General features: G+C 73.9%; 27 protein-coding genes. 14 read left to right on the top strand and 13 right to left on the bottom strand.

Annotated elements, in window-relative coordinates:
• Positions 1-9 precede the first annotated feature (9 nt).
• Positions 10-984, top strand: coding sequence for a GlxA family transcriptional regulator (locus tag ACIGW2_RS01805; protein ID WP_391653275.1), 975 nt, complete (start codon positions 10-12; stop codon positions 982-984).
• On the opposite strand, the gene ACIGW2_RS01800 is transcribed toward ACIGW2_RS01805, so the two are convergent.
• From ACIGW2_RS01800 to mqnC, 4 genes are all read right to left on the bottom strand, one after another.
• The gene (locus ACIGW2_RS01800) at positions 950-2,236 is read right to left on the bottom strand and encodes a geranylgeranyl reductase family protein (RefSeq protein WP_361574913.1); all 1,287 of its coding nucleotides are present in this window, start codon (positions 2,234-2,236) and stop codon (positions 950-952) included. The genes ACIGW2_RS01805 and ACIGW2_RS01800 overlap by 35 nt on opposite strands.
• A 92-nt stretch (positions 2,237-2,328) precedes the next feature.
• Positions 2,329-3,021: a demethylmenaquinone methyltransferase gene (locus ACIGW2_RS01795; RefSeq protein ID WP_391653276.1), complete on the bottom strand. Its 693-nt coding sequence runs from the start codon at positions 3,019-3,021 to the stop codon at positions 2,329-2,331.
• A gap of 89 nt (positions 3,022-3,110) precedes the next feature.
• The gene (locus tag ACIGW2_RS01790) at positions 3,111-3,710 is read right to left on the bottom strand and encodes an imidazolonepropionase-like domain-containing protein (RefSeq protein WP_392172820.1); all 600 of its coding nucleotides are present in this window, start codon (positions 3,708-3,710) and stop codon (positions 3,111-3,113) included.
• Positions 3,711-3,717: 7 nt separating this feature from the next.
• Entirely contained in the window at positions 3,718-4,917 is a 1,200-nt protein-coding gene (mqnC, locus tag ACIGW2_RS01785) for a cyclic dehypoxanthinyl futalosine synthase (protein ID WP_361574904.1), read from the bottom strand.
• A 180-nt stretch (positions 4,918-5,097) separates the two neighbouring features.
• On the opposite strand from mqnC, the gene ACIGW2_RS01780 reads away from it, so the two are divergent.
• Positions 5,098-6,207, top strand: a complete 1,110-nt coding sequence (locus ACIGW2_RS01780; RefSeq protein ID WP_399840559.1) for an alpha/beta hydrolase — start codon at positions 5,098-5,100, stop codon at positions 6,205-6,207.
• Between the two features lie 17 nt (positions 6,208-6,224).
• Here ACIGW2_RS01780 and ACIGW2_RS01775 read toward each other — a convergent pair whose 3' ends face one another.
• Positions 6,225-7,094: a menaquinone biosynthesis protein gene (locus ACIGW2_RS01775; RefSeq protein WP_361574898.1), complete on the bottom strand. Its 870-nt coding sequence runs from the start codon at positions 7,092-7,094 to the stop codon at positions 6,225-6,227.
• A gap of 270 nt (positions 7,095-7,364) precedes the next feature.
• Between ACIGW2_RS01775 and ACIGW2_RS01770 the strand changes: the two genes are divergently transcribed.
• The 5 genes from ACIGW2_RS01770 to ACIGW2_RS01750 all read left to right on the top strand — a co-directional run bounded on the left by ACIGW2_RS01770 (position 7,365) and on the right by ACIGW2_RS01750 (position 10,934).
• Positions 7,365-7,568 carry a cold-shock protein gene (locus tag ACIGW2_RS01770; protein ID WP_016645643.1) on the top strand — a complete coding sequence of 68 codons (204 nt, stop codon included), beginning with the start codon at positions 7,365-7,367 and terminating at the stop codon, positions 7,566-7,568.
• A gap of 133 nt (positions 7,569-7,701) precedes the next feature.
• On the top strand, positions 7,702-8,106 hold the full coding sequence (locus tag ACIGW2_RS01765) for a DUF1992 domain-containing protein (protein ID WP_391653279.1): 405 nt from the start codon (positions 7,702-7,704) through the stop codon (positions 8,104-8,106).
• A 94-nt stretch (positions 8,107-8,200) separates the two neighbouring features.
• Positions 8,201-10,105: a serine/threonine-protein kinase gene (locus tag ACIGW2_RS01760; RefSeq protein ID WP_399840557.1), complete on the top strand. Its 1,905-nt coding sequence runs from the start codon at positions 8,201-8,203 to the stop codon at positions 10,103-10,105.
• Positions 10,106-10,122: 17 nt separating this feature from the next.
• Positions 10,123-10,635 carry a DinB family protein gene (locus ACIGW2_RS01755; protein ID WP_399840556.1) on the top strand — a complete coding sequence of 171 codons (513 nt, stop codon included), beginning with the start codon at positions 10,123-10,125 and terminating at the stop codon, positions 10,633-10,635.
• Between the two features lie 98 nt (positions 10,636-10,733).
• Positions 10,734-10,934, top strand: coding sequence for a hypothetical protein (locus tag ACIGW2_RS01750; RefSeq protein WP_391653282.1), 201 nt, complete (start codon positions 10,734-10,736; stop codon positions 10,932-10,934).
• A 91-nt stretch (positions 10,935-11,025) separates the two neighbouring features.
• Here the strand turns inward: ACIGW2_RS01750 and ACIGW2_RS01745 are convergent, their stop codons facing one another.
• The 3 genes from ACIGW2_RS01745 to ACIGW2_RS01735 all read right to left on the bottom strand — a co-directional run bounded on the left by ACIGW2_RS01745 (position 11,026) and on the right by ACIGW2_RS01735 (position 13,118).
• Positions 11,026-11,286 (bottom strand): hypothetical protein, encoded by a 261-nt coding sequence (locus tag ACIGW2_RS01745; RefSeq protein WP_361574883.1) that lies wholly within the window; start codon positions 11,284-11,286, stop codon positions 11,026-11,028.
• Entirely contained in the window at positions 11,283-12,155 is an 873-nt protein-coding gene (locus ACIGW2_RS01740) for an oxaloacetate decarboxylase (RefSeq protein ID WP_391653372.1), read from the bottom strand. The genes ACIGW2_RS01745 and ACIGW2_RS01740 overlap by 4 nt, the downstream gene beginning before the upstream one ends.
• Before the next feature lie 171 nt (positions 12,156-12,326).
• Positions 12,327-13,118: an alpha/beta fold hydrolase gene (locus ACIGW2_RS01735; protein ID WP_391653283.1), complete on the bottom strand. Its 792-nt coding sequence runs from the start codon at positions 13,116-13,118 to the stop codon at positions 12,327-12,329.
• Between the two features lie 123 nt (positions 13,119-13,241).
• Between ACIGW2_RS01735 and ACIGW2_RS01730 the strand changes: the two genes are divergently transcribed.
• Positions 13,242-13,907 carry an HAD family hydrolase gene (locus ACIGW2_RS01730; protein ID WP_391653284.1) on the top strand — a complete coding sequence of 222 codons (666 nt, stop codon included), beginning with the start codon at positions 13,242-13,244 and terminating at the stop codon, positions 13,905-13,907.
• A gap of 93 nt (positions 13,908-14,000) precedes the next feature.
• On the opposite strand, the gene ACIGW2_RS01725 is transcribed toward ACIGW2_RS01730, so the two are convergent.
• Positions 14,001-14,237 (bottom strand): hypothetical protein, encoded by a 237-nt coding sequence (locus ACIGW2_RS01725; RefSeq protein WP_361574877.1) that lies wholly within the window; start codon positions 14,235-14,237, stop codon positions 14,001-14,003.
• 50 nt (positions 14,238-14,287) lie between these two features.
• Positions 14,288-14,671 (bottom strand): winged helix-turn-helix transcriptional regulator, encoded by a 384-nt coding sequence (locus ACIGW2_RS01720; protein ID WP_391653285.1) that lies wholly within the window; start codon positions 14,669-14,671, stop codon positions 14,288-14,290.
• Positions 14,672-14,778: 107 nt separating this feature from the next.
• Here ACIGW2_RS01720 and ACIGW2_RS01715 point away from each other — a divergent pair, with 107 nt between their 5' ends.
• A complete protein-coding gene (locus ACIGW2_RS01715; protein ID WP_399840554.1) occupies positions 14,779-15,408 on the top strand; it encodes an NADPH-dependent F420 reductase in 630 nt (209 codons plus the stop codon).
• On the opposite strand, the gene ACIGW2_RS01710 is transcribed toward ACIGW2_RS01715, so the two are convergent.
• The gene (locus ACIGW2_RS01710; RefSeq protein ID WP_399840553.1) at positions 15,405-17,267 is read right to left on the bottom strand and encodes a glycoside hydrolase family 15 protein; all 1,863 of its coding nucleotides are present in this window, start codon (positions 17,265-17,267) and stop codon (positions 15,405-15,407) included. The genes ACIGW2_RS01715 and ACIGW2_RS01710 overlap by 4 nt on opposite strands.
• A 169-nt stretch (positions 17,268-17,436) precedes the next feature.
• Here ACIGW2_RS01710 and ACIGW2_RS01705 point away from each other — a divergent pair, with 169 nt between their 5' ends.
• Entirely contained in the window at positions 17,437-18,318 is an 882-nt protein-coding gene (locus ACIGW2_RS01705; protein ID WP_399840551.1) for a GyrI-like domain-containing protein, read from the top strand.
• A gap of 12 nt (positions 18,319-18,330) precedes the next feature.
• Here ACIGW2_RS01705 and ACIGW2_RS01700 read toward each other — a convergent pair whose 3' ends face one another.
• On the bottom strand, positions 18,331-18,762 hold the full coding sequence (locus ACIGW2_RS01700) for a Zn-ribbon domain-containing OB-fold protein (protein WP_391653289.1): 432 nt from the start codon (positions 18,760-18,762) through the stop codon (positions 18,331-18,333).
• Positions 18,759-19,211, bottom strand: a complete 453-nt coding sequence (locus ACIGW2_RS01695) for a DoxX family protein (RefSeq protein WP_361574859.1) — start codon at positions 19,209-19,211, stop codon at positions 18,759-18,761. The genes ACIGW2_RS01700 and ACIGW2_RS01695 overlap by 4 nt, the downstream gene beginning before the upstream one ends.
• 179 nt (positions 19,212-19,390) lie before the next feature.
• On the opposite strand from ACIGW2_RS01695, the gene ACIGW2_RS01690 reads away from it, so the two are divergent.
• The 4 genes from ACIGW2_RS01690 to ACIGW2_RS01675 all read left to right on the top strand — a co-directional run bounded on the left by ACIGW2_RS01690 (position 19,391) and on the right by ACIGW2_RS01675 (position 24,743).
• Positions 19,391-20,614: a flavin-containing monooxygenase gene (locus ACIGW2_RS01690; RefSeq protein ID WP_399840550.1), complete on the top strand. Its 1,224-nt coding sequence runs from the start codon at positions 19,391-19,393 to the stop codon at positions 20,612-20,614.
• Positions 20,615-20,680: 66 nt separating this feature from the next.
• Positions 20,681-21,649 carry a class A beta-lactamase gene (gene bla / locus ACIGW2_RS01685; protein ID WP_399840549.1) on the top strand — a complete coding sequence of 323 codons (969 nt, stop codon included), beginning with the start codon at positions 20,681-20,683 and terminating at the stop codon, positions 21,647-21,649.
• A 68-nt stretch (positions 21,650-21,717) separates the two neighbouring features.
• On the top strand, positions 21,718-23,958 hold the full coding sequence (locus ACIGW2_RS01680) for an acetate--CoA ligase family protein (RefSeq protein ID WP_391653292.1): 2,241 nt from the start codon (positions 21,718-21,720) through the stop codon (positions 23,956-23,958).
• Positions 23,955-24,743, top strand: coding sequence for an enoyl-CoA hydratase/isomerase family protein (locus ACIGW2_RS01675; protein ID WP_399840548.1), 789 nt, complete (start codon positions 23,955-23,957; stop codon positions 24,741-24,743). The genes ACIGW2_RS01680 and ACIGW2_RS01675 overlap by 4 nt, the downstream gene beginning before the upstream one ends.
• The last annotated feature ends 13 nt before the right edge of the window (positions 24,744-24,756 follow it).

Raw genomic sequence — 24,756 nt, 5'->3', positions numbered from 1 at the left:
GCTCGGGACATGCCCACCGGAGTCGTCGCCGTCGTCCTCGTCCCCGACGAGGAGGGCCTGATCTCCCCGTACGACCTGTACGAACTGTCCACCGTCTCCATGGTGTTCGGCCCCTCGCACGCGGACCTGGCCGATCCCTGGTACGAGCTGCGGGTGATCGGACCGGCCCCGCACGGGGTGCACGGCCTGGACGCCCTCGCGGGCGCGGACACCGTCGTCGTGCCGTCGGCGCCGGAGGCGATGGCCGACGGCCGGCAGGAGGTGCCCGGCGAGCTCGTCGCGGCGCTGCGGGAGGCGTACGCGTCCGGGGCGCGCATGGTGTCCATGTGCACCGGGGCCTTCGTGCTCGCGGCGGCCGGGCTGCTCGACGGCCACCGGGCCGTGGTCCACCGCGCCTACGCGCCCTCCCTCGCGGCCCGCCATCCGCGGGTCACCGTCGACGCCTCCGTGCTCTACACCGACGGGGGCCGGGTGCTGACCTGCGCGGGCGCGGCGGCCGGCCTCGACCTGTGCCTGCACCTCGTGCGGAAGGACCTCGGGGCGGCCGTCGCGGGCGCGCTCGCCGACCGGCTGGTCGTCGGCCCGCACCGGTCAGGCGACCGGCCGCAGTTCGTGCCGGCGCCGCTGCCCGCCGACCCGGACGACCCGCTCGGGCGGGTGCTCCAGTGGGCCCTGGAGCACCTCGACGAGCCGCTGACGGTGGACGGGCTGGCCCGGCGCGCCCTGATGAGCCCGCGCACCTTCCACCGGCGGGTGCGCGAGGTGCACGGCACCACCCCGCTGCGGTGGCTGCTCGACCAGCGGGTGGCGCGGGCGCGGGCCCTGCTGGAGTCGACCGACCTGCCGGTGGAGCGGGTCGGCGAGGCGAGCGGCCTGGGCTCGGCGGCGAACCTGCGCCGCCACTTCACCCGGGCGGTCGGGGTGTCCCCGACCGCCTACCGGCGCTCGTTCACGCCTTCGGGGCCACCTTCGAGAGGCCGTTGATGATGCGGTCCATCGCGTCGCCGCCGGTCGGGTCGGTGAGGTTGGCCAGCATCTTGAGGGTGAACTTCATCAGCAGCGGGTGGGTCAGACCGCGCTGGGTCGCGATCTTCATGATCTTCGGGTTGCCGATGAGCTTCACGAAGGCGCGGCCGAGCGTGTAGTAGCCGCCGTAGGTGTCCTTGAGGATCTGCGGGTAGTTGCGCAGGGCCAGTTCGCGCTGGGCGGGGGTGGCCCGGGCGTGCGCCTGGACGATGACGTCGGCGGCGATCTGGCCGGACTCCATCGCGTAGGCGATGCCCTCGCCGTTGAACGGGTTGACCAGGCCGCCGGCGTCACCGACGAGCAGCAGGCCCTTGGTGTAGTGCGGCTGGCGGTTGAAGGCCATCGGCAGGGCGGCGCCGCGGATCGGCGTCGTCATGTTGTCCGGGGTGAAGCCCCAGTCCTCCGGCATGGAGGCGCACCAGGCCTTGAGGACCTCGCGCCAGTCCAGCTCGCGGAAGGCCTTGGAGGAGTCGAGGATGCCGAGGCCGACGTTGGAGGTGCCGTCGCCCATGCCGAAGATCCAGCCGTAGCCGGGCAGGAGGCGGTCCTGCGGGCCGCGCCGGTCCCACAGCTCCAGCCAGGACTCCAGGTAGTCGTCCTGGTGCCGGGGGGTGGTGAAGTAGGTGCGGACGGCGACGCCCATCGGGCGGTCCTCGCGCCGGTGCAGGCCCATCGCGAGGGACAGCCGGGTGGAGTTGCCGTCGGCGGCGACGACGAGCGGCGCGTGGAAGGTGACCTCGCGCTTCTCCTCGCCGAGCTTGGCGTGCACGCCGGTGATCCGCCCGGTGCGGTCGTCGACGACGGGGCCGCTGACGTTGCAGCGCTCGTACAGGCGGGCGCCCGCCTTCTGGGCCTGCCGGGCCAGCATCTCGTCGAAGTCGTCGCGCTTGCGGACGAGTCCGTAGTCGGGGTAGGAGGCGAGGTCCGGCCAGTCGAGCTGGAGGCGCACGCCGCCGCCGATGATCCGCAGGCCCTTGTTGCGCAGCCAGCCGGCCTCCTCGGAGATGTCGATGCCCATCGACACCAGCTGCTTGGTGGCGCGGGGGGTGAGCCCGTCGCCGCAGACCTTCTCGCGCGGGAACGCGGTCTTCTCCAGGAGCAGGACGTCGAGCCCCGCCTTGGCCAGGTAGTACGCGGTGGTCGAGCCGGCCGGGCCAGCCCCGACGACGATCACGTCCGCGCTGTGCTCGGAGAGGGTCTGCTCGGTCACGGCGGGGTCTCCCGAAGGTCGAGGAAGTGGACGGGGAAGGACAAGCGAAGGGCGGGGAAAGTCTATTGCGGGGGCCTCGGGCCCGTCTGGACCTAGGCCTTGAAGCCGCGGTGCAGGGCGACGATGCCGCCGCTGAGGTTGCGCCAGGCCACCTTCGACCAGCCGGCCTTCTGCATCATCGCCGCCAGCTCCGGCTGCTCGGGCCAGGACTGGATGGACTCGGCGAGGTACACGTACGCGTCGGGGTTGGACGAGACGGCGCGCGCGATCGGCGGCAGCGCGCGCATCAGGTACTCCTCGTACACCGTGCGGAAGGGCGCCCAGGTGGCGTGCGAGAACTCGCAGATGACGACCCGGCCGCCGGGCTTCGTCACCCGGTACAGCTCGCGCAGGGCCTGGTCGGTGTCCTGGATGTTGCGCAGGCCGAAGGAGATGGTGACGGCGTCGAAGACGTCGTCCTTGAAGGGCAGCCTGGTGCCGTCGCCGGCCGTGAACGGCATCCACGGGTGGTTCTTCTTGCCGACCCGCAGCATGCCGAGGGAGAAGTCGCAGGGCACGACGTAGGCCCCGGCGCGCGCGAAGGGCTGCGACGAGGTGGCGGTGCCGGCGGCCAGGTCGAGGATCTTCTGCGCGGGGCGCGCGTCGACCGCCCGGGCGACCTCCTTGCGCCAGCGGCGGTCCTGGCCGAGCGAGAGCACGTCGTTGGTGAGGTCGTAGTTCGCGGCGACGTCGTCGAACATCGAGGCGACTTCGTGCGGCTGCTTGTCCAGGGTTGCGCGGGTCACTGGCGTTCGCCTCACCTTGTGTCGTACGGCCGGAGCTCGTCCGGATGGTGTCGTGCCCGCATTGTCGCAGGGCGGTCGGTACGGGCGGGTCAGCGGGCCCGGTAGACGAGCCGCCCCCCGAGCACCGTCGCCACGCAGGTGGCCGGGCCGCGCCGGACCAGCTCCGCGCGGTCGGCCACGTCGAAGACGGCGAAGCGCGCCGGGCCGCCCGGCGCCGGGGCGGGCAGCAGCACCAGCGGCTTCGGCCACAGCGAGGGCGGGCCGGGCAGGTTCGGCGGGCGCTGCCCCACCGCGAGCCCGGCCCGGCGCACCGCGTCCTGGGCGGCCCGGGCCCGCAGCTCGCCGCCGATGGCGACGGTGCCGTGGGCGAGCAGCCGCTGCACCCCGCGCCGGGCGCTGGCGCCGAGCCGCACCGGGTCGGTGCGCAGGATCTCCCGGCCGCGCTCGCCGGTGATCGGCTCGGTGCCGTACGTCCCGGCCTCGCGCGGGTCGGGGTGGTAGGTCTGCTCCAGGAGCTCGGGACCGTAGGGGTTGAGCAGTCCGGGCGTCAGGATGCCGGGCCAGCGGCGCAGCCGCGCGTCCTGGTGCGCGGCGGCCAGCTCCTCGTACGGGCCGACGGCCGCGATCCGCGCCCCGTCCACCAGGAGCGCGGTCTCCGGGGAGGCGTCGGCGGCGTGCAGGGTGAGCATCCGGGCCTCAGTTGGCGTCGAGGAGCTTCAGCTCGGGGTGGGCCGTGCCGCCCTCGATGGCGATCGAGGAGATGTGCGAGACCACGCGCTCGTCGACCGGGTCGTTCGCCGGGTCCTCGTGGACGACCAGGTGCTCGTAGGTGGTCGAGCGCTGCGCCGGGACCCGGCCCGCCTTGCGGATCAGGTCGATGATCTCCAGGCGGTTGGAGCGGTGCTTGGCGCCGGCGGAGGAGACCACGTTCTCCTCCAGCATGATCGAGCCGAGGTCGTCGGCGCCGTAGTGCAGCGACAGCTGGCCGACCTCCTTGCCGGTGGTGAGCCAGGAGCCCTGGATGTGCGCCACGTTGTCGAGGAAGAGCCGGGCGATGGCGATCATCCGCAGGTACTCGAAGAGGGTGGCCTGCGTCCGGCCCTTCAGGTGGTTGTTCTCCGGCTGGTACGTGTAGGGGATGAAGGCCCGGAAGCCACCGGTCCGGTCCTGCACGTCACGGATCATCCGCAGGTGCTCGATGCGCTCGGCGTTGGTCTCGCCGGTGCCCATCAGCATGGTGGAGGTGGACTCGACGCCCAGGCCGTGGGCGATCTCCATGATCTCCAGCCAGCGCTCGCCGCTCTCCTTCAGCGGGGCGATCGCCTTGCGCGGGCGCTCCGGCAGCAGCTCGGCGCCGGCGCCCGCGAAGGAGTCGAGGCCGGCCTTGTGGATGCGGGTGATGGCCTCCTCGACCGAGACCTTGGAGATCCGGGCCATGTGCTCGACCTCGGACGCGCCGAGGGAGTGGATGACCAGCTGCGGGAACGCCTTCTTGATGGCGGCGAAGTGCTCCTCGTAGTACTCCACGCCGTAGTCGGGGTGGTGGCCGCCCTGGAACATGATCTGGGTGCCGCCGAGCTCGACGGTCTCCGCGCAGCGGCGCAGGATGTCGTCGAGGTCGCGGGTCCAGCCCTTCTTGGTGTCCTTCGGGGCCGCGTAGAAGGCGCAGAACTTGCACGCCGTCACACAGACGTTCGTGTAGTTGATGTTGCGCTCGATGATGTACGTCGCGATGTGCTCGGTCCCCGCGTACCGGCGGCGGCGCACCGCGTCGGCGGCGGCGCCCAGCGCGTGCAGCGGCGCCGAGCGGTACAGGTCGAGCGCCTCCTCGGGGGTGATCCGGCCACCCGCGGCGGCGCGGTCGAGAACGGACTGGAGATCGGCCTTCTCGGTCACCGGGTGTGTCCCTTTCGGAGGCTGCGGCTGCGTACCACTGCGCGCAGTGCGCAGCAGTACGCAGCCTACGCCAGGGGCCCGCGGCGGATTCGTGCCGGTCCCGAGCCAACCGAAGCGCCGTCACGGCCCTCTCCTTCCCCGGAATCCTCCGTATCGCCCGAATCGCACCGGGAGCACGTCATGACTCGTCGCCGCCGCACGCACCGGACCCTCGCGGTCCTCCTGGCCCTCGGCTCCTCGCTGGCCCTGGTCACCGGCTGCGGCAGCTCCGACGAGGGCGCCCCGCTCTCCTTCGACACGCCCCGGAACACCCGTCAGCCGCAGCAGCAGGCCTCGCAGCAGCACGGCACGGGCACGCCGACGGACGGGACGGGTACGGGGTCGGGCCGGCCGGGCGCGCGGGTGCCGGAGACGGTCTTCCCCACCGGCCCGAAGGCCTCCTTCACGGTGCAGCGCGACCTGGAGGACGGCACGAGGATCGGGGTGACCGAACTCCGGGGCGCGAAGTCCGGATTCACCGGCCGGGTGTGGGTGTGGGCGCCCAAACAGTATTTCGACCCGGCGTACGCGGAGACCGGCTTCCCGGTTCTCGTCGCGCTGCCCGGCGGAAGGGGCTACCCGACGAATTACTGGGCGCGCGAGGACATCGACTTCCCCGGGCACGTCAGCCGGTGGGCGGAGGAGGGAAAGAGCCTTCCGTTCATCGTCGTGATGCCCGTGCTCAACCCGGACGCAAAGTTCTACTACGACGGAAGCGATATTCCGGGTCACCCGAAAATGGGCAGCTGGCTCACCGAGGACGTGCCGGATTTCGTGCGGGCCAATTTCCGCACCTTCGCCTCCCGGGACGGCTGGGCCTTCATGGGCTCGTCCTCCGGCGGCTTCGTCGGCCTCAAGTCGGTGCTGCGGAAGCCGGACCGGTTCAAGGCCGTGATCGCCTCGGGGCCCGACCTGGTGCCCGACTCGCCGCTGTGGAAGGGGCACGAGAAGGAGCGGCAGGCCAACAACCCGGAGCGGATGGCCGCCGCGCTGGGCCGCCGGCCCGACACGCCCGCCAACCGGGTGTACGTGGCCTTCCAGATCGGCACCAAGGAGCCGGGCGCGGCGAAGCTGCGCGCCTTCATGCGCGCCTACACCAAGGGCCCGCTCAAGACCCGGCTCCAGGTGATCCAGGACGGCGAGCACAACCCGACCTCGTACCTGCGGGGCATGGACGAGGGCACGATGGCCTGGCTGAGCGCCCACCTCCAGGGCCCGGTGCCGGCGGAGGCGCCGGGCTCGGCGTCGTAGGCCCCTGACGTCCCCGCTTACGCGCGCGGGGGCAGCAGCTCCACCCGTACGTCCGCCGGGAAGCCGGTCGTCGGGCCGGTCCGGCGGGCGAACTCGCGCACGCCGGCGAGTTGCTCGGGGCCGAAGCGGAAGTCCAGGGTGCGGAAGTAGCGCTCCAGGAGCTCGGCGTCGAAGGCCTCCCAGCGGGCGGCCTGCTCGGCGACCTTGGTGACCTCCTCCAGGGAGAGGTCCCGGGAGGCCAGGAAGGCGCGGTGCACGTCGCGGACGGTCTCCGGCTCGCGGGCCAGGAAGTCCTTGCGGACCGCCCACACGGCGAAGACGAAGGGCAGCCCCGTCCACTCCTTCCACATCAGGCCCAGGTCGTGGACCTGGAGCCCGAGCCGCGGCGCGTCGTGCAGCGAGGCCCGCAGCGCGGCGTCGCCGATCAGCACCGCCGCCTCCGCCTCCTGCATCATCACGCCGAGGTCGGGCGGGCACGTGAAGTAGTCCGGGGCCACCCCGTACGACTCCGCGAGCAGCAGCTGCGCCAGGCGCACGGAGGTGCGCGAGGTGGAGCCGAGCGCCACCCGGGCGCCGTCCAGCTCGGCCAGCGGGCGCTGGGAGACGATCACGCAGGACATCACGGGTCCGTCGCAGCCGACGGCGATGTCCGGCAGGGCGACCAGCTCGTCCGCGTGCCGGAGGTATTCGACGAGGGTGATCGGGCCGATGTCGAGGTCGCCGCGGACCAGGCGCTCGCTGAGCTTCTCCGGGGTGTCCTTCGTCAGCTCCAGGTCGAGCAGCGTTCCCGTGCGGGCCAGGCCCCAATAGAGGGGCAGGCAGTTCAGGAACTGGATGTGGCCGACCCGGGGCCGGCTGCGCTGGTGGTCGTCGGTTGCATTGTCCACATCGCGAGGCTAGACCCGTCTCGTACGATGGACATCGCCGGGGCGCCCGCGGGACGCGTGTCAGCACGTAGGAACGGATCAAACACGCGGGCGACGTGATCTTTCCCTCTACCGCTTCATGCACGCTGCGTGCTACGCTCGACGCAAGTTGCAGTTTGGTTTCCCTTGCAGTACAGAGCCTGCGGAGCATGTAACCCGCAGGCTTTTGTAGTTTTCAGACTTGTGTGCAGGTTCTGGAGCAGGGCGACCCTTTGGCCCATAGGAGGGCTCATGGCTACCGGAACCGTGAAGTGGTTCAACGCTGAAAAGGGCTTCGGCTTCATTGCCCAGGAAGGCGGCGGCCCGGATGTCTTCGTCCACTACTCCGCGATCAACGCGTCTGGCTTCCGCTCCCTCGAGGAGAACCAGGCGGTGACCTTCGACGTCACCCAGGGCCCGAAGGGCCCGCAGGCGGAGAACGTCACCCCGGCCTAAGGTGCCCGGCTCGACGATCACGATCTTCTAGAGCAGTACCCAAGGAGCCCCGCTCCGTGCGCGCGCCGCGCACGAGCGGGGCTCCTGCCCGTTTTCCGGGGCGCCCCGGACGGGCGGTCCGTAGGCTGAACGCATGACCGAACGGAAACCGCCCGGGGTGAGCTTCGAGTCGTTCGTCGACAAGCAGATTCGCGAGGCGGCCGAGCGCGGGGAGTTCGAGCGGCTGGAGGGGTTCGGGAAGCCGCTGGAGGACGATGCCGCGCCCTATGACGAGCTGTGGTGGGTCAAGCGCAAGATGCACCGCGAGGGGATGTCCGCGCTGCCTCCCGCGCTGGCGCTGCGGAAGGAGGCCGAGGACGCGGCCGAGGCGGCGCGCGGGGCGGGCTCCGAGGCGCAGCTGCGGCGGGTGCTCGGGGAGATCAACGGCAAGATCGTCGAGGCGCTCGCCCGGCCGCCGGCCGGGCCGCCGCTGAACCTGCGCCCCTTCGACGTGGAGGCCGCCGTGGCCGAGTGGCGCAGGGCGCGTCCCGGGCGATAGTGCCCGGGCCCGGCGGGGGCGGGAGTCCTCATCTACCCTGAGGCGCGATCGACTTGACCGTGCATCAGGTGATGACCAGGGGGACCGGACCGGTATGAGCGGCGAGAACGGCACAGGCGTGCCCAAGGAGACGGGCGGCGGCGGGATCGAGCCGCTGCGGGCCGGGGATCCACGGGTGATCGGACCGTACCGGCTGCTCGGGCGGCTCGGGTCCGGCGGGATGGGGCGGGTCTATCTGGCCCGCTCCGAGGGCGGGCGGACCGTCGCGGTGAAGGTCGTGCACGCCGAGCACGCACAGGACCCGCAGTTCCGGGCCCGCTTCCGGCGGGAGGTCGAGGCCGTGCGGAAGGTCGGCGAGCACTACACCGCGCCGGTCCTCGACGCCGACCCCGGGGCCGACCGCCCCTGGGTCGCCACCGGCTTCGTGCCCGGGCCGTCCCTGGAGCAGGTGGTGCGGGAGCACGGGCCGCTGCCCGCCGACGCGGTCCTGGCGCTCGCGCTCGGCCTGCTGCGGGCCCTCCAGGGCATCCACGGCGCCGGGATCCTGCACCGGGACCTCAAGCCGTCCAACGTGATGCTGACCGTCGAGGGCCCCCGGGTGATCGACTTCGGCATCGCGCGGGCCCTGGAGCCCTCCGTCGAGTCCCTCCTGACCAGCACCGGCATGGTGGTCGGCTCGCCCGGCTTCATGGCCCCCGAGCAGGTCCGCGGCGAGAGCCTCGGCCCCGCCGCCGACGTCTTCGCGCTCGGCTGCGTGCTGATGTACGCGGTGACCGGGCGGCTGCCCTTCGGGCACGGCGCGAGCAACCAGCACGCGATCATGTTCCGGATCGTGGAGGAGGAGCCCGAGCTCGACCGGGTGGAGTCCGGGGAGCTGCGGGCCTTCCTCGCCCGCTGCCTGGTCAAGGACCCCGCCGAGCGCCCCTCCGTCGCCGCCCTGCTCGCGGACCCCGCCCTGCCGGGCGAGGAGTCCGGGCGCGGCCCGGCGGCGGCCGGGGCCTGGCTGCCGCCCGAGCTGGTCGCCCGGCTCGCCCGGCAGGCGGCCCGGCTGCTGGACGCGGAGGCGTTGTCGGAGGAGCGGCCGCAAGAGCGGCCGGAGGCGGCCGGCCCGGACACCGGGACGGTCGGGCTGCGCCCGGAGGGCCCCGCGGCGGTGGCCGCGACCCCCGCGGCCGGGCGCCGTGAGCCGCGCCGGGCGTCCCGGGTCTGGGCGGGCGTGGCGGCCGTCTTCGTGGTCCTCGGCATCAGCGGCACCGTCGTGAAGCTGATCGACGACGACGCCCGGCAGCGCGACCTCCAGGGCGCCCCCACCACCCCCGGCGCCACCCCGGGCGGCCCCGGCACCGACGGCCCCCACACGGGCGGCACCGGCTCCGCGCCACCGCCCACCACGACGACCACGGCACCGCCCACCGGCCGGCAGCCCGCGGGCCAGGCCCCGCCACCGGCCGGCGCGGGTGCCGGAGGCACGGCCTCGGGCGGCTCGTCGGGCGGGACCTCCGGCGGAGTCTCCGGCGGGGTCTCGGGCGGGGTCTCGGGCGGCTCGTCCGGCGGGACCTCCGGCGGCTCCTCCACGAGCACGACCTCGGGCGGCGGCGGCACGACGACCAGGCCGCCCGCGACCACCGCGCCCCGGACCACGGCCCCGAGCAGCGGCGGCCAGGTGCCCTCGGCCTTCGTCGGCACCTGGAAGTACTCCGGGCAGTACAACATCAACCAGCCCGGCACCGTCTACCTCTACCGCGCCTCCCCCGGCCAGATCGCCGCCAAGCTGATCACCGACGCGGGCGGCGCCCACTGCGAGCACGTCGCCAGGCTGGTCTCCGTGACCGACGGCGGCCGGCGGATCAACCTGGGCGCCGGCACCGTGGACCGGGCCCGCTCGACCAGCTACTGCGCCGACACCGACCCCTCGTACTTCGAGCTGGCCACCCCGACCGGCATCCGCCACGACGTCGGCCCCGCCCACGGCGACGGCTACCACTACGAGCGGGCCTGAGCGCGTACGGTGGGCGCATGAAGAGCGCCGAGCTGCTGACCGACGCGTTCGCCCGGGTCCAGGAGGCCGTGCACGGGGCCGTCGAAGGGCTGTCGGAGGACGAGCTGACCGCCAGGATCGATCCGGACGCCAACTCGATCGCCTGGCTGGTGTGGCACCTGACCCGGATCCAGGACGACCACGTCGCGGACGCGTTCGGCGGCGAGCAGATCTGGACCTCGGAGGGCTTCTCCGGCCGCTTCGGCCTCCCCTTCCCCGAGGACGCCACCGGCTTCGGGCACTCCAGCGCCCAGGTCGCCGCCGTCCGCGCCCCGGCCGGGCTGCTCCTCGCCTACTACGACGCGGTCCACGCCCGCACCCTCGACCACCTCTCCTCCCTCACCGACGCCGACCTCGACCGCGTGGTCGACACCCGCTGGACCCCGCACGTCACCCTCGGTGTGCGCCTGATCAGCGTGATCGCGGAGGACAACCAGCACGCGGGACAGGCGGCGTACGCACGCGGGATCGTCGAGCGCGGGGAAGCCTGAGCGGGAGCGCCCGGGGCGTGCGGTCGGGCTCCGCGCGCCTCTCGCTCTCCCGAGGTAACGCTGCGTGACCGCCCGGCGGGCGGGGTCGTTCGCCGGGCATGAACCTCTCCACCACCTCCCGCGGCCTCCTGGCCGCCCTCGCGCTCGCCGGCGGCCTGCTCGCCCTCACCGGGACCGCCGCGCACGCCGCGCCCGTCATGACCGCTCCCGCCCTGACCGCGCAGGCGGTCGCCCTGGACGACGGCCCGGAGCCCGTCGAGCTCAACGAGCTGGGCCTGCCGGACCTCCTGGAGGACTGACGACCCGGCGCGGGGCGACGCGACGGCACGGAAACGGCCGGACACCACGAGGGCGGTGTCCGGCCGTTTCGTCGTACGTGGGGGGGGCGGATCAGGCGTCGTCGGGGGCGCCGATCCGGCCCACCAGGGCCTCGACGGCCTCGACGGCGCTGCCGTCGTGGTCGCTGCCGGCCGTGCCGCTGCTGCCGTACTGCAGGTTGGCCGCGCGGTCGATCTCCAGGACCGAGTCCGCCTCCGACGACGAGTGGGAATTGTCGATCACGGTGACGAGGCTGCCGCCCGCCGCCGCGGGCGCGGCGCCGGCGGTGGCCAGCAGCGCGGCCGCCAGGCCCAGGGCCCTGAGGCCGGTCACACGCCCACCCGCTCGCGGTCGCCGTGGTGCCCGTGGTGACGGCTGATGTTGCGCTCCAGGAGCCGGGTGGAGGCGGCGACGCCGATGCCGCGCTCCGGGTCGAAGGCGGGCAGCCGCCCGTCCGCGGACTTCAGCTCGGCCAGCGCGGAGTCCATCGCGCTGTGCGCGGCGAAGAGACAGGGCGTGCTGTAGATCGCCACGTCCACGCCGAGCTCGGACAGCTCCGAGAGCGAGAGCCGCGGCGACTTGCCGCCCGCGATCTGGTTGAAGAGCAGCGGCTTGCCGTCGACCACCTCGCGGATCCGCCGGATCCACTCCACGCTGCGCACCCCGTCCACGAGCACGACGTCGGCGTCCGTCGCCGCCAGGCACTTCGCCCGGTGCAGGATGTCGTCCTCGTCCGTCGCGTCCGTCCGGGCCACGACCACCATGTCCCGCCGGGTCTGCAGCACCATCTCCAGCTTGGCCAGGTACTCCTCCAGGGGCAGCACCTGCTTCCCGTCCGCGTGCCCACAGCGCCGGGGCCGCTTCTGGTCCTCCAGGATCACGCCCGAGGCCCCGATCCGCTCCAGCCCCTCGACCACGTGGCAGGCGACCTCGGGGTCGACGTAGCCGTCGTCGATGTCCACCAGGAGGTGGTGCCGCGGGAAGGCGCCGCGCAGCCGCTGCACGAAGGCCACCATGTCGGGCCACGCGATGAACCCGATGTCCGGAAGGCCGTAGTACGAGGCCGCGAAGCCGAATCCGGACACGAACATGCCGTCGTAGTGCGCGGCCGCGACGGACGCCGAGTACATGTCGTAGACCCCGATCAGCGGGGTGGTGCCGGGCGCGGCGATCCGCGCCCGGAGCTCGTTTCCGTAACCGATGTGCACCATGGGCTGACTCCTCTGCTCCTCGTCGACACGCTGGCTCTTTGCCAAAACCAGATGTTTTCGGGAGAAGCACGAGGAATTCTCGTGACGAGCGCTTTACTCACTCTCCAGGCGGACCCTTTTCACCTGCGGAATCGTCACCGCAGCCCGGGCGAGTCGGGCAGCTCAGAGGAAGGACAGCACCGTCGGCACGAGCAGCGGCGAGAACATCAGGTCGTAGTGGGTCGCGCCGGGGATCACGGCGAGGCGGGAGGCGGGGCGGTCGGAACCGTCCCAGCCCGGGTCCCGGAGGCCGCCGCCGAGCAGGCCGTAGAACTCCGCCATGTGCGCCGGGCTGATCCCGTCCGCGTCGGCGAAGACCAGCAGCACGGGCGCGGTGACCGCGCGCAGCTCCTCGCTCCAGTCGTAGTCGCGGCGGTTCATCGTGGCGACCTTGTCGACGAGCACGGGCCAGTCCTCGGGCCGCGGCGCGAGGCGCGCGTACATCTCGTACATCGGCGACTGCTTGAGCATCTCCGCCGCGCCCTCGCGCATCGCGTCCATCTGCGCGCGCACGCCGGGGAACCAGCCCTCGCGCCGGGCCGGGATCGACACCAGGACGGCGCGGTTCACCAGGTCCGGGTGCTGCACGAGGAGCCGGGCGGCGGTGCCGGCGCCGAGCGAGTAGCCGAGGACGTCGACGGCGGGCAGTCCGAGGTGCTTGACCAGGCCGGCGACGTCGTCCGCCATGGCCTCCACCGACATCGGCCGGTCCTCGACGTCGGGCGTGCGGCCGTGCCCCTGGAGGTCCACGGTGATCACCCGGCGGCCCTCGCCGAGCCCGGCGGCGAGCTGCGGCTGGAACATCTCGCCGGCGCCGAAGCCGCCGTGCAGCAGCACGAGCGGCGGGACGGAGCCGTCGCCTCCGCCGTGCTCCTCGAAGTACAGGGACATTCCGTTGACGTCGGCGTAGGGCATCTCTTCCGTCTCCTCTGCGGGCTGCGGGCACTCGACCGCTTGCTTACGAGGGGTAGACGGAGGCCGGGCCGGAAACTCATCGGTGCGGCCGGAGGAATTTCCGCGTGCCGTAGTCTCCCCCGCGTGACCAGCGAGAACAGCGTGACCGGCGTGACCGGTGAAACCGGCGGGCACGGCGGGACGTTCGTGCTCTTCGATGTCGACGGGACCCTGATGGACGCCGTCGAGAACCAGCGGCGCGTGTGGCACGCGTGGGCCGGGCGGCACGGGCTCGACGGGGACGCGGTGTACGCCGTCGCGCTGCGCACGCGGCCGGTGGAGACCTTCGCGGAGGTGGCCCCGGGCGCGGATCCGGAGGAGTGTCTGGCGCTGCTGCACGCGCTGGAGGACGAGGACGTACGGACGGGGGTGTACGGGGCGTTCGCCGGGGCCGCCGAGCTGCTGGGGGCGCTGCCCGCGGACCGCTGGGCGCTCGTCACCTCCAACTACGAGCACCGGGTGCGCGGGCGCTTCGAACGGACCGGGCTTCCGCTGCCGGGGGTGATCGTCGACGCGGCCTCGGTGCCCGAGGGCAAGCCGTCCCCCGTTCCGTATCTGCACGCGGCCCGGGCGCTCGGCGCGGATCCGGCGCGCTGTCTGGTGATCGAGGACGCACCCTCGGGGGTGCGGGCGGGGCGGGCGGCCGGGATGACGGTGTGGACGGTCAACACACCGGTGGCCGCCGAGGGTTCGCACCGGCACTTCGCGACGCTCGCGGAGGCGGTGCCGGAGATCCTGGCCCGGTTCTGAGCCGGTGGCGCGGGCTCCGGGGGGCGGAGCGGGCGTGCGTGGTGCTCCGCCCCCGGCCCGTGGGCGCGGCCCTCAGGGGCCGCCTCGCCGGTCCTACTTGCCGAGCGGGAGGCTGCCGCCGAGGCCCGAGGTGGTGGCGCCGTCCAGCGGGAGGGTCTTGGTGGCGCTCGTGAGGCCGCCGACCTTCTCCGTGACCGAGCCCAGCGGGCCGGCCGCGTCCGTGACCGAGCCCAGCGGGCCCGCCGCGCCGTCCGCGGCGAACGCGGGCAGGGCGGCACCGGCGACGGCGAGCGAACCGAGCACGACAGCGGCGGCCTTGAGGGGCTTCATGGGAGTCCTGCCTTTCTTCGGCGATCGTTACTCCCGGGACAACGACGAGGTCACGGCGCGGACACCGCTTCGTCAGCGGCTTCCTGCTCGGCGGCCTCCTGCGCGGCCATCACCTCGTCGCCGTGTTCGAAGGCCCAGGCGCCGATCAGGTCGATGGCGGGCAGCAGCGTGCGGCCCAGCGGCGTCAACGCGTAGGCGACGTACGGGGGCGAGGCCCCGGGGCGGGGGCGGCGCTCGACCAGGCCGTTGAACCGCAGCCTGCGCAGGGTCTCGTTCAGCACCTTGGAGCTGATGCCGCCGATGCGTTCCCGGAGTTCGACGGGGCGCAGCGGGCCGTCCCGCAGGGACCAGAGGACCACCGCGTTCCAGGTGTGGGCGAGCAGGTCGAAGGCGAGGCGGGCGCGGCAGTCCGCGAGATGGGTGTCGGTGCTCACGTACCACATGGTGCCCGAGCCCCTCCGTAGCGTCGGTGTGGTCGGCCGAAGGACCGAAGGACCGATGGACGGATGGACCGATGGACCCAAGGGGAGAGGAGTCCGGGATGCGGATCGGTGTGCTGGGTACGGGGAACATGGCCGAGGCGCTCGCCACGCAGTGGGTGCGCGCCGGGCACGAGGTGGCCGTCGGAGGACGGGACGCGGGCCGGGCGGAGGCGCTCGCCGCGCGGCTCGGGGACGGGGTGCGGGGCGGCGGGCTGCGTAAGGCCGCGGAGTTCGGGGAGGCGGTCCTGGTGGCCCTGCCGTACGGGGCGGGCGAGGAGGTCGTACGGGGGCTGGCCACCGTCCTGGCGGGCCGGACGCTCGTCGACTGCGCCAATCCGGTGGGGCCGGGCTTCCGGCTGCTGACGGAGGGCGGCCCGTCGGCGGCGCGGCGGCTGGCGGACGCGGCGCCCGGGGCGCACGTGGTGAAGGCCTTCAACCTCTGCCACGAGAGCGTGTGGCGGCTGGAGCCGCCGGTCTTCGGCGGGCGGCCGCTGGCGGTCCCGGTGTGCGGGGACGACGAGGTCGCGCTCGCCCGGGTCCGCACCCTGGTCGCCGACCTCGGCTGCACGCCGTTCGCGGGCGGCGGGCTCGACCGCGCGGGGCTCCTGGAGGCCACCGCCGCCCTGTTCATCCACCTGTGGGTGGGCGAGGGCGCCGACGTGCAGGCGATCGCCCCGCCGCTGGACTAGACGGGGTCCGGCGGTCCCGCCGGCTCGCGGGCGTCCAGGGCCTCGTCGAGGGTGGTGGCCGCCATGATGAGCGAGAGGTGGGTGAACGCCTGCGGGAAGTTGCCGAGTTGTTCGCCGCTGGGGCCGATCTCCTCGGCGAACAGCCCGACGTGGTTGGCGTACGTGAGCATCTTCTCGAAGGTGAACCGGGCCTGGCGCACCCGGCCGGCCCGGGCGAGCGCGTCCACGTACAGGAAGGTGCACAGACTGAAGGTGCCCTCGGCGCCGCGCAGTCCGTCCGGGGAGGCGCCGGGGTCGTAGCGGTGCACCAGGCTGTCCTGGACCAGGGCGCGTTCGATGGCGTCGAGGGTGCTCAGCCAGGCCGGGTCGGTCGGGCTGAGCAGGCCGGAGCGCGGGAGCAGCAGCAGGGCGGCGTCGAGGACGTCCCCGCCGTAGTACTGCACGAGCGCCCCGCGGCGCTCGCTCCAGCCGCGCCGCATGACCTGGGCGTAGATCGCGTCGCGGGCGGTGCGCCAGGTGTCCAGGGCGGCGGGCCGGCCGAACTCCTCGGCGAGCCGCAGGCCGCGGTCGAAGGCGACCCAGGACATCACGCGGCTGAAGGTGAAGTCGCGCTGCCCGCCGCGCGTCTCCCAGATGCCCTCGTCGGGGCGGTCCCAGGACGTCGCCAGCCAGTCGAGCAGCCCGGACACGGCCCGCCAGCCCTCGTGGGTGGGCTGGGTGTCCAGGCCGCGGCCCTGGGCGAGGGCGTAGAGGGCCTCGCCGTAGATGTCGAGCTGGAGCTGGTCGGCGGCGCCGTTGCCGACGCGCACGGGGGCGGAGCCGCGGTAGCCCTCGAAGTCGGCCAGGACCTCCTCGGGCAGCCAGGGGTCGCCGTCGACCCGGTACATGATCTGGAGCGGGCGCACGGCCTCGCCCCCGGCGCCGGTGCCGCGCCGCTCGCGTTCCTTCACGCGGTCCGTGAGCCAGTCGGTGAAGGCCGCGGCTTCGTCGACGAAGCCGAGGTCGAGCAGGGCGCGGACGGCGAGGGAGCCGTCGCGGATCCAGGTGTAGCGGTAGTCCCAGTTGCGCTCGCCGCCGACGAGTTCGGGCAGGCCGAGGCTGGCGGCGGCGATCGGGGCGCCGGTGGGCAGGTAGGTGAGCAGCTTCAGGGTGATGGCGGAGCGGTGCACCATGTCGGGCCAGCGGCCCCGGTAGCGGGCGGTGCGCACCCAGCCCTGCCAGAAGTCGACGGCGTCCCACAGGGCCCGTTCGACCTCGTCGGGGCCGGGCAGCGGCGGGGCGGGGTCGCGCGGGCCGGTCACGGTGAAGGAGGCGCCGGCGAGCTCGCCCTCGGTGAGGGTGAGGCGTCCGCGGACGTCGTGGGCGCCGTCGCGTTCCAGGGGGACGTCGGACTGGAGGTAGGCGGCGATGCCGGGGGCGCGGAAGGCGGCGGTGGGCCCGTCGAGGGTGGTCTCGTGCGGGTCGCGGCCGAAGCCGAAGCGCGGCCGGCACTCCAGGGTGAAGGTGACGGTGCCGCGGGTGCAGCGCATGACGCGCAGCAGGGCGTGCCGGTCGGTGGCGCGGCCGGTGCGGTCGGGCGGCATCCAGTCGATGAGTTCGCCGACGCCGTCCGGGGACAGGAAGCGGGTGACGAGCAGGGCGGTGTCGGGGTAGTAGAGCTGTTTCGTGGTGACGCCGGGGGCGTCGACGGAGAGCCGGAAGTGGCCGCCGCGGTCGTGGTCGAGGAGCGCGGAGAAGACGCCCGGGGAGTCGAAGCGCGGCGCCGCGAACCAGTCGACGACGCCCTCGTCCGAGACGAGCGCGCACGTCTGCAGGTCGCCCACCAGGCCGTGCGCGGCGATGAGCGGGTACCGCTTCACGCTTCCACTATCGGGGAAGCGGTCGGGCGCCGCCTCCGGGTGACCGCGCGGGCCGCGTGACCCGCCCACCCGACCGTTCCGGGCACGGATGGTCGGGTGCTGCGAGGGTGGGGGTTCCTACGGTGAGGACACCCGGGAGAGCCCGGGTGGAAGGACGACGGAGGGGCACGTGCTGGAGGGTCTGAACCGGGCGCTGGACCACCTGGAGGAGCGGCTGGACCGCGAGGTGGACGTGGCCGGGGCGGCGCGGATCGCGGCGACCTCGGAGTACCACTTCCGGCGCCTGTTCTCGGCGCTCGCCGGGATGCCGCTGTCGGTGTACGTGCGGCGGCGCCGGATGACGCTGGCCGGGGCCGAGGTGCTGTCGGGCGAGCGGACCCTGCTGGACGTGGCCGTGTCGTACGGCTACGGCTCGGGCGAGGCGTTCGCCCGCGCGTTCCGCTCCGTGCACGGCATCGGGCCGGGCGAGGCCCGGCGCACCGGCGCCGCGCTCGTCTCGCAGCCGCGGATGTCCTTCCGGGTCGTCGTCGAAGGGAGCAGCAGCATGGAGTACCGGATCGTCGAGAAGGAAGCGTTCCGGATCGCCGGCCGGAAGGCCCGGATCCCGCTCGTGCACGAGGGGGTGAACGCGGCCGGCGCGGCCCACGTGGAGAGCGTGGGCGTGGACGCGATCGTCCGGATGAAGGAGCTGTCGGACCGGGAGCCGGCCGGGGTCCTGTCGGCCGTGGAGCACCTGTCGGACAGCCGTGAGGAGGGCACGGAGGTCGACTACTGGATCGGGGTGGCGACCGGCCCCGGGACGCCGGCCGGCGACCTCGACGTCCTCGACGTCCCGGCCGGCACCTGGGCGGTCTTCGCGGGGCGCGGCCCCTATCCGAGCGCCCTGCAGGAGCTGTGGCGGGACGTGTTCACGCAGTGGTTCCCGTCCAACCCGTACACGAGCCGGCCGGGCCCGGAGCTGCTGCGGACCACGCCGGTGGAGATCGGGCAGGACACGGACTCGGAGCTGTGGATCCCGGTCGAGCGGGCCGGTCAGGCCGTCGGGGCCTGACGGCGGGCCCGGTCAGGCCGTCGGGGCCTGACCGGGCGGCCGGGTCCGGGGCCGGAAGACCGGGACCTGGAACTCGCCGCGCTCGCCCTCGGGGCGGAAGGCGAGTTCCAGGTCCATGCCGATGCGCAGCTCCTCCTCCGGGCAGTCGACGATCTCGGTCATCATCCGGGGGCCCTCGGCGAGGTCGACCACGGCCGCGACGTACGGGACGCGCTCGCCGAAGGGCGGGAGGTCGTTGCGGTGCACGACGGACCAGGTGTAGAGCACCGCGCGGCCCCGGGCCTCGCGCCACTCGACGGCCTCGCTCCAGCAGTGCGGGCAGAACTCGCGCGGGTAGTGGTGGGGGCGGTCGCAGGCGGTGCAGTGGCGGATCAGCAGACGGCCCTCGGCGGCGGCGTCCCAGTAGGGGCGGGTGAAGGCGTCGGCGTCCGGTGTCGCGGTCATCGGAAGAGTCCGATCGCGTGGTCGAGGGACCAGGTCTGCCAGGACATGGCGAAGAGGGCGACGAGCGAGATCAGCGCCATCATCGCGTTCTGCCCCTGCTCGGCCCAGTCGTGGATCATCAGGGTGAGGTAGAGCAGGTTGAGCAGCAGCCCGCCGGCCAGGGCGACGGGGGTGAGCAGGCCGGTGACCAGGCCGAGGCCGAGGGCGAGTTCGGCGTACACGACGACGTGGGCCATCAGCCGGGGGCGCGGGGCGACCACGCGCCGGAAGCCGGTGCGCACGGCCGCCCAGCGGTGCTTCTCCGCGACCTCCGCCGCCCAGGCGATGCCCGTGCCGCGCTCGAACCAGCCCTTGCGGTCCTTGTGGCGCCAGCTCTCCAGCCACCACAGGCCGAGGCCGATGCGGAGGACGGCGAGCCATTCGGCGCCGGTGAGCCAGATCGTCTGCATGCGTCCCGACCGCCCTTGTCCGGGCCCTCCCGGGCCCCTCCGGAAAGAAATCTGACAGACCGTCAGTTCACCGGATGTCGATGCCTCTTCGCAAGACCTGTGCGGGCGTGATCGATTCGCAACCGAACTCCCTCTTGACCGAGACCCACGGCGTGTACGCGTCATTACGCTCGGGAATCATGACCGTCACCCCCCAGCCCCATCCCGTCTACGTCGTCGGCGCCGGCCCCGGTGGCCTCGCCGTCGCCGCCGCCCTGCGCGCGCGGGGCGTAAGGGCCGTCGTCCTGGAGAAGAGCGACGCCGTCGGCGCCTCCTGGCGCCACCACTACGACCGGCTGCGGCTGCACACCACCCGGCGCCTGTCCGGGCTGCCCGGGCTGCGGATGCCGCGCTCCTTCGGCCGGTGGCCGGCCCGCGCGGACGTGGTGCGCTACCTGGAGAAGTACGCGGAGTTCCACGACCTGGAGATCGTCACCGGGGTGGAGGTGAACCGGATCGAGCGCGAGCGTCCGGGCGCGGCGACGGAGGAGACCGCGGGGGCGGCGGGGGTCACGGGCACCTCGGGGGCCACAGGCGCCGCGGAGGCGCGCTGGGTGCTGCACGCGACCGGCGGGCGGCGGCTCGTCGGCAGCGCCGTGGTGGTCGCCACCGGCTACAACCACACGCCCCGGCTGCCGGACTGGCCGGGCCGCGACGCGTACGCGGCGAAGGGGGACCTGGTCCACGCGAGCGCGTACCGCAACCCCGCCCCGTACGAGGGCCGGGACGTGCTCGTGATCGGCGCCGGCAACACCGGGGCCGAGATCGCGGCGGACCTGGCCGGCGGTGGCGCCGCGCGGGTCCGACTCGCGGTGCGCACGCCCCCGTACATCGTGCGCCGCTCCACCCTCGGCTGGCCCACCCAGCGCAGCGGCATCCTGATCCGCCGGCTCCCGGTGGGCCTGGTCGACCGGCTCACCGGGCTGCTCGGGCGCTTCATGACGGCCGACCTCTCCGCCCACGGGCTGCCACGGCCCACGGGCGGGCTCTACTCACGGGTGCGCGCCGGGGCGATCCCGGTGCAGGACGTGGGCCTGGTGGCCGCCGTGCGGGCGGGCGCGGTCGAGCCGGTGGCGGCCGTCGAGTCCTTCGAGGACGGCGCGGTGGTCCTCGCGGACGGCTCCCGGATCACCCCGGACGCGGTGATCGCCGCCACGGGCTACCGCCGCGCCCTGGAGCCGCTGCTCGGGCACCTCGGGGTGCTGGACGAGCGCGGGCGGCCGGTGACCGGCAGGGCGCTCCCGCCCGGCCTGTACTTCACCGGGTTCACCAACCCGATCAGCGGGATGTTCCGCGAGATGGCGCTCGACGCGGAGCGGATCGCGCGCCGGATCGCCCAGCCCGCGAAACGCCGGACGCGGTAGCCCGACCGGCGGTCCGCACGCCGTAGGTTCGACGGGACCGATCTTCCGTTCGAAAGGCACCGGACCATGGACTCCACATCCCGCCGCGCCGTGCTCGCCGCAGGCGCCGGGGCGGCCCTCGCGGCCGCCCTGCCCGCCGCCTCCGCCCAGGCGGCCCCCGGCCCCGACCACCCGGTCCGGCAGCGGTTACGCGCACTGGAGCGGGAGCACGACGCCCGGCTCGGCGCGTACGCCCACGACACCGGGAGCGGGCGGCTCGTGACGTACCGCGCGGACGAGCGCTTCCCGATGTGCTCCACCTTCAAGACCCTCGGCGCGGCGGCGGTGCTGCGCGACCTGGACGGGGACGGCGCCTTCCTGGCCCGGCGGATCCGCTACACGCAGCAGGACGTGACGCGTTCGGGCTGGTCGCCGGTGACCGAGGACCACGTCGACGACGGGATGACGGTGGCCGAGCTGTGCCGGTACTCGATCACCCACAGCGACAACACGGCCGCCAACCTGCTGCTCCGCGAGCTGGGCGGCCCCACCGCGATCACCCGTTTCGCCCGCTCGCTCGGCGACCGGGTCACCCGGCTCGACCGCTGGGAGCCCGAGCTGAACTCGGCCGAGCCCTGGCGGATCACGGACACCACGAGCCCGCGCGCCCTGGGCCGCACGTACGGGCGGCTGGTCCTCGGCGACGCGCTCGCGCCGGACGACCGGCGGCTGCTGACCGGCTGGCTGCTCGCCAACACCACCAGCGAGGAGCGCTTCCGCAAGGGCCTGCCGGCGGACTGGACGGTGGCGGACAAGACCGGCGGCGGGCGCTACGGCGGCAACAACGACGCCGGGGTCGCCTGGCCGCCCGGTCGGCCTCCGGTGGTCCTGACGGTCCTGACCACCCGCCCCGCCGAGGACGCGCAGCCCGACGACGTGCTCGTGGCCCGGGCGGCGGCGGTGCTGGCGGAGGCGGTGAGCCGGACGTGGGCCCCGCGGGCTTCCCCGGCCGCCGCTTCCGCACGACCTATTCCTGACGGCCCATCAGTTCAGTAATCTGACTGTTCGTCAGGTCAAGCCGGGAGCTGCTCGGCTCCGGTCTTCGGGATGGGCGGTGCGGAACGATGCTGGGATCGACTCACGGGACCTTCACCACCGACCTCCGGGCGCGGGTCGTCGCCTGCGGCGAGCAGCCCGACCGGACCGTGGTGCACGGCGTGGCCGCCGTCGAGGGCGACACCGACGTCAGCGGGCGCCCGCTGCACGCGCCGGTGCCGGACCTCGACCGGTTCTTCCGGCCCGAGGTGGTGGCGGTGGTCGGGGCCTCGGACACCGAGGGGCGGCCCAACACCGGGATCACCCGGCAGCTGCTCGACTGGGCCGGGCGGGTCGGGGCGCGGGTGGTGCCGGTGCACCCGACCCGTACCGCCGTGTTCGGGATCCCCTGCGTGCCCTCCGTCGCCGAACTCGACGGGTCCGTCGACCTGGCCGTGCTGCTCGTGGCCGACCCGCTCCCCGTGATCGAGGAGCTCGCCGCGTCCAAGGTGCGGTTCGCGGTCGCCTTCGCCTCCGGCTTCGCCGAGACCGGGGAGGCGGGCGCCCGTGCCCAGGAGCGGCTCGCGGCCGCCGTCGCCCGCTCCGGTCTGCGCCTCCTCGGCCCCAACACCAACCTCAACGCCTTCGAGCGCTTCCGCGAGGACCTGGAAGGACCGGCCGTCGCCCTGATCACCCAGTCCGGGCACCAGGGCCGGCCGGTCTTCACCCTGCAGGAGCTGGGCGTCCGGCTCTCGCACTGGGCGCCCACCGGCAACGAGGCCGACCTGGAGACCGCCGACTTCATCTCGTACTTCGCGCACCGGCCCGAGGTGGGGGCCATCGCCTGTTACGTGGAGGGGCTCAAGGACGGGCGGTCCTTCCTGCTCGCCGCCGACCAGGCCGCGCGCAACCGGGTGCCCGTCGTCGCCGTCAAGGTCGGCCGCACCGAGGCCGGCGCGCGGATGGCCGCCTCTCACACCGGCAAGCTCACCGGGGCGGACCAGGTGGTGGACGCGGCCATGCGCCAGTTCGGGGTGATCCGGGTCGACGGGCTCGACCAGCTCCAGGACACCGCCGCGCTGCTCGCCCGGGCCCGCCCGCCGGTCGCGGACGGGGTCGTCGTCTACTCCATCTCCGGCGGCACCGGCGCCCACTTCTCCGACCTCGCCACGGCCGCCGGGCTGAGCCTGCCGACGCTCTCCGAGGCCAAGCAGGACGAGCTGCACCAGTGGATCCCCGACTACCTGAGCGTGGCGAACCCGGTCGACAACGGCGGGCACCCGGTGGGCGACTGGCGCGGCCGGAAGATCATCGACGCGATCCTCGACGACCCGGCGGTCGGGGTGCTGATCTGCCCCATCACCGGCCCCTTCCCGCCCATGAGCGACAGGCTCGCGCAGGACCTGGTCGACGCGGCCGAGCGCACCGACAAGCTGGTCTGCGTGGTGTGGGGCTCGCCGGTCGGCACCGAGGAGGCCTACCGGACCACGCTGCTCGGCTCCTCCCGGGTCGCCACCTTCCGCACCTTCGGCAACTGCATCGGCGCCGTCAAGGCCTACCTCGACCACCACCGCTTCACCACCGGCTACCGCTCGCCCTTCGACGAGGCCCCGCGCACCCCGTCCCCGTCCCTGCGCAAGGCGCGGGCCCTGATGCGCCCGGGCCACCGGCTCAGCGAGCACGCGGCGAAGCAGCTGCTGCGCGCGTACGGGATACGGGTGCCCCGCGAGCAGCTGGTGACCAGCGCGGCGGCGGCGGTGCGGGCGGCCGGGCTGGTCGGCTACCCGGTCGTCATGAAGGCCTCGGGGCCGCGGCTCGCCCACAAGACGGAGCTGGGCCTGGTGAAGGTCGGGCTGACCTCGGCGAGCCAGATCCGGGACGCCTACCGGGAGTTGACCGACATCGCCCGCTACGAGGGCATCGACCTGGACGGCGTCCTGGTCTGCCAGATGGTGGGGCGCGGGGTCGAGATGGTGGTGGGCGTGACGCACGACGCGCTCTTCGGGCCGACGGTCACGGTCGGGCTCGGCGGGGTCCTGGTGGAGGTGCTGAACGACGCGGCGGTGCGGGTGCCGCCGTTCGGCGAGCGCGAGGCCCGCGCCATGCTCGGCGAGCTGCGCGGCCGGGCGCTGCTCGACGGGGTGCGGGGGGCGCCGCCGGCGGACGTGGACGCGCTGGTGGAGGTGGTCCTGCGGGTGCAGCGCATGGCGCTCGAACTGGACGGGGACCTCGCCGAGTTGGACATCAATCCGCTGATGGTGCTGCCGCGCGGGCAGGGCGCGGTGGCCCTGGACGCGCTCGCGGTGTGCCGGGAGGGGGCCGCGTCGTGACCGAGGTGCTGCACGCCGTGGAGAACGGCGTCTCGTGGATCACGCTCAACCGGCCGGAGGCGATGAACGCGGTCACCTGGGACCAGCGGGAGCGGATCGTCGCCCTGCTCGCCGAGGCCTCCGCCGACCCGGCGGTGCGGGCGGTGGTCATCACGGCCACCGGCCGGGGCTTCTGCGCGGGCGCGGACCTGCGCGGCGGGCCGTCGGCGGGCGGGGAACGGGTGCAGGGCGACGTGGCCCGGATGATCCGGCGGGGCGCGCAGCGCTTCGTCGAGGCGGTCCTCGACTGCGAGAAGCCGGTGGTCGCGGCGGTGAACGGGACGGCGGCCGGGATCGGCGCGCACCTCGCGTTCGCCTGCGACCTGGTGCTCGCGGCGGAGTCGGCGGCCTTCGTGGAGGTCTTCGTCCGGCGCGGGATCGTGCCGGACGGCGGCGGGGCGTATCTGCTGCCGCGGCTGGTGGGGCCGCAGCGGGCGAAGGAGCTGATGTTCTTCGGCGACGCCCTGCCGGCGGCGGAGGCGGCGGCGCTCGGCCTGGTGAACCGGGTGGTCCCGGCGGAGGACCTGGAGAAGACCGCCCGCGCCTGGGCCGAGCGCCTCGCCCAGGGCCCCACCCGCGCCCTGGCCCTCACGAAGCAGCTGGTCAACGCCTCCCTGGACACCGACCGCGCCGCCGCCTTCGCGGCGGAGGCGGCGGCGCAGGAGCTGTGCATGACGACCCGGGACGCCCAGGAGGGCGTGGCGGCCTTCGTGGAGCGGCGGGCGCCGTCGTACGAGGGGCGGTAGCGGGGACGCCCCG

It is taken from the genome of Streptomyces sp. NPDC053541, assembly GCF_044544705.1.
In the GTDB taxonomy this organism is placed as follows: domain Bacteria; phylum Actinomycetota; class Actinomycetes; order Streptomycetales; family Streptomycetaceae; genus Streptomyces.
The sequence above is the reverse complement of the archived record's forward strand: the minus strand, read 5'-3'. Positions and strand labels throughout refer to the sequence as shown.

Bases quoted from the DNA above. Each gene is read 5' to 3' on its own strand.
- ACIGW2_RS01805 (WP_391653275.1), top strand. From the start codon at position 10: ATGCCCACCGGAGTCGTCGCCGTCGTCCTCGTCCCCGACGAGGAGGGC.
- ACIGW2_RS01790 (WP_392172820.1), bottom strand. From the start codon at position 3,710: ATGCTCACCCTGCACGCCGCCGACGCCTCCCCGGAGACCGCGCTCCTG.
- ACIGW2_RS01780 (WP_399840559.1), top strand. From the start codon at position 5,098: ATGACTCGTCGCCGCCGCACGCACCGGACCCTCGCGGTCCTCCTGGCC.
- ACIGW2_RS01770 (WP_016645643.1), top strand. From the start codon at position 7,365: ATGGCTACCGGAACCGTGAAGTGGTTCAACGCTGAAAAGGGCTTCGGC.
- ACIGW2_RS01765 (WP_391653279.1), top strand. From the start codon at position 7,702: ATGACCGAACGGAAACCGCCCGGGGTGAGCTTCGAGTCGTTCGTCGAC.
- ACIGW2_RS01760 (WP_399840557.1), top strand. From the start codon at position 8,201: ATGAGCGGCGAGAACGGCACAGGCGTGCCCAAGGAGACGGGCGGCGGC.
- ACIGW2_RS01755 (WP_399840556.1), top strand. From the start codon at position 10,123: ATGAAGAGCGCCGAGCTGCTGACCGACGCGTTCGCCCGGGTCCAGGAG.
- ACIGW2_RS01750 (WP_391653282.1), top strand. From the start codon at position 10,734: ATGAACCTCTCCACCACCTCCCGCGGCCTCCTGGCCGCCCTCGCGCTC.
- ACIGW2_RS01735 (WP_391653283.1), bottom strand. From the start codon at position 13,118: ATGCCCTACGCCGACGTCAACGGAATGTCCCTGTACTTCGAGGAGCAC.
- ACIGW2_RS01725 (WP_361574877.1), bottom strand. From the start codon at position 14,237: ATGAAGCCCCTCAAGGCCGCCGCTGTCGTGCTCGGTTCGCTCGCCGTC.
- ACIGW2_RS01715 (WP_399840554.1), top strand. From the start codon at position 14,779: ATGCGGATCGGTGTGCTGGGTACGGGGAACATGGCCGAGGCGCTCGCC.
- ACIGW2_RS01700 (WP_391653289.1), bottom strand. From the start codon at position 18,762: ATGACCGCGACACCGGACGCCGACGCCTTCACCCGCCCCTACTGGGAC.
- ACIGW2_RS01695 (WP_361574859.1), bottom strand. From the start codon at position 19,211: ATGCAGACGATCTGGCTCACCGGCGCCGAATGGCTCGCCGTCCTCCGC.
- ACIGW2_RS01690 (WP_399840550.1), top strand. From the start codon at position 19,391: ATGACCGTCACCCCCCAGCCCCATCCCGTCTACGTCGTCGGCGCCGGC.
- bla (WP_399840549.1), top strand. From the start codon at position 20,681: ATGGACTCCACATCCCGCCGCGCCGTGCTCGCCGCAGGCGCCGGGGCG.
- ACIGW2_RS01680 (WP_391653292.1), top strand. From the start codon at position 21,718: ATGCTGGGATCGACTCACGGGACCTTCACCACCGACCTCCGGGCGCGG.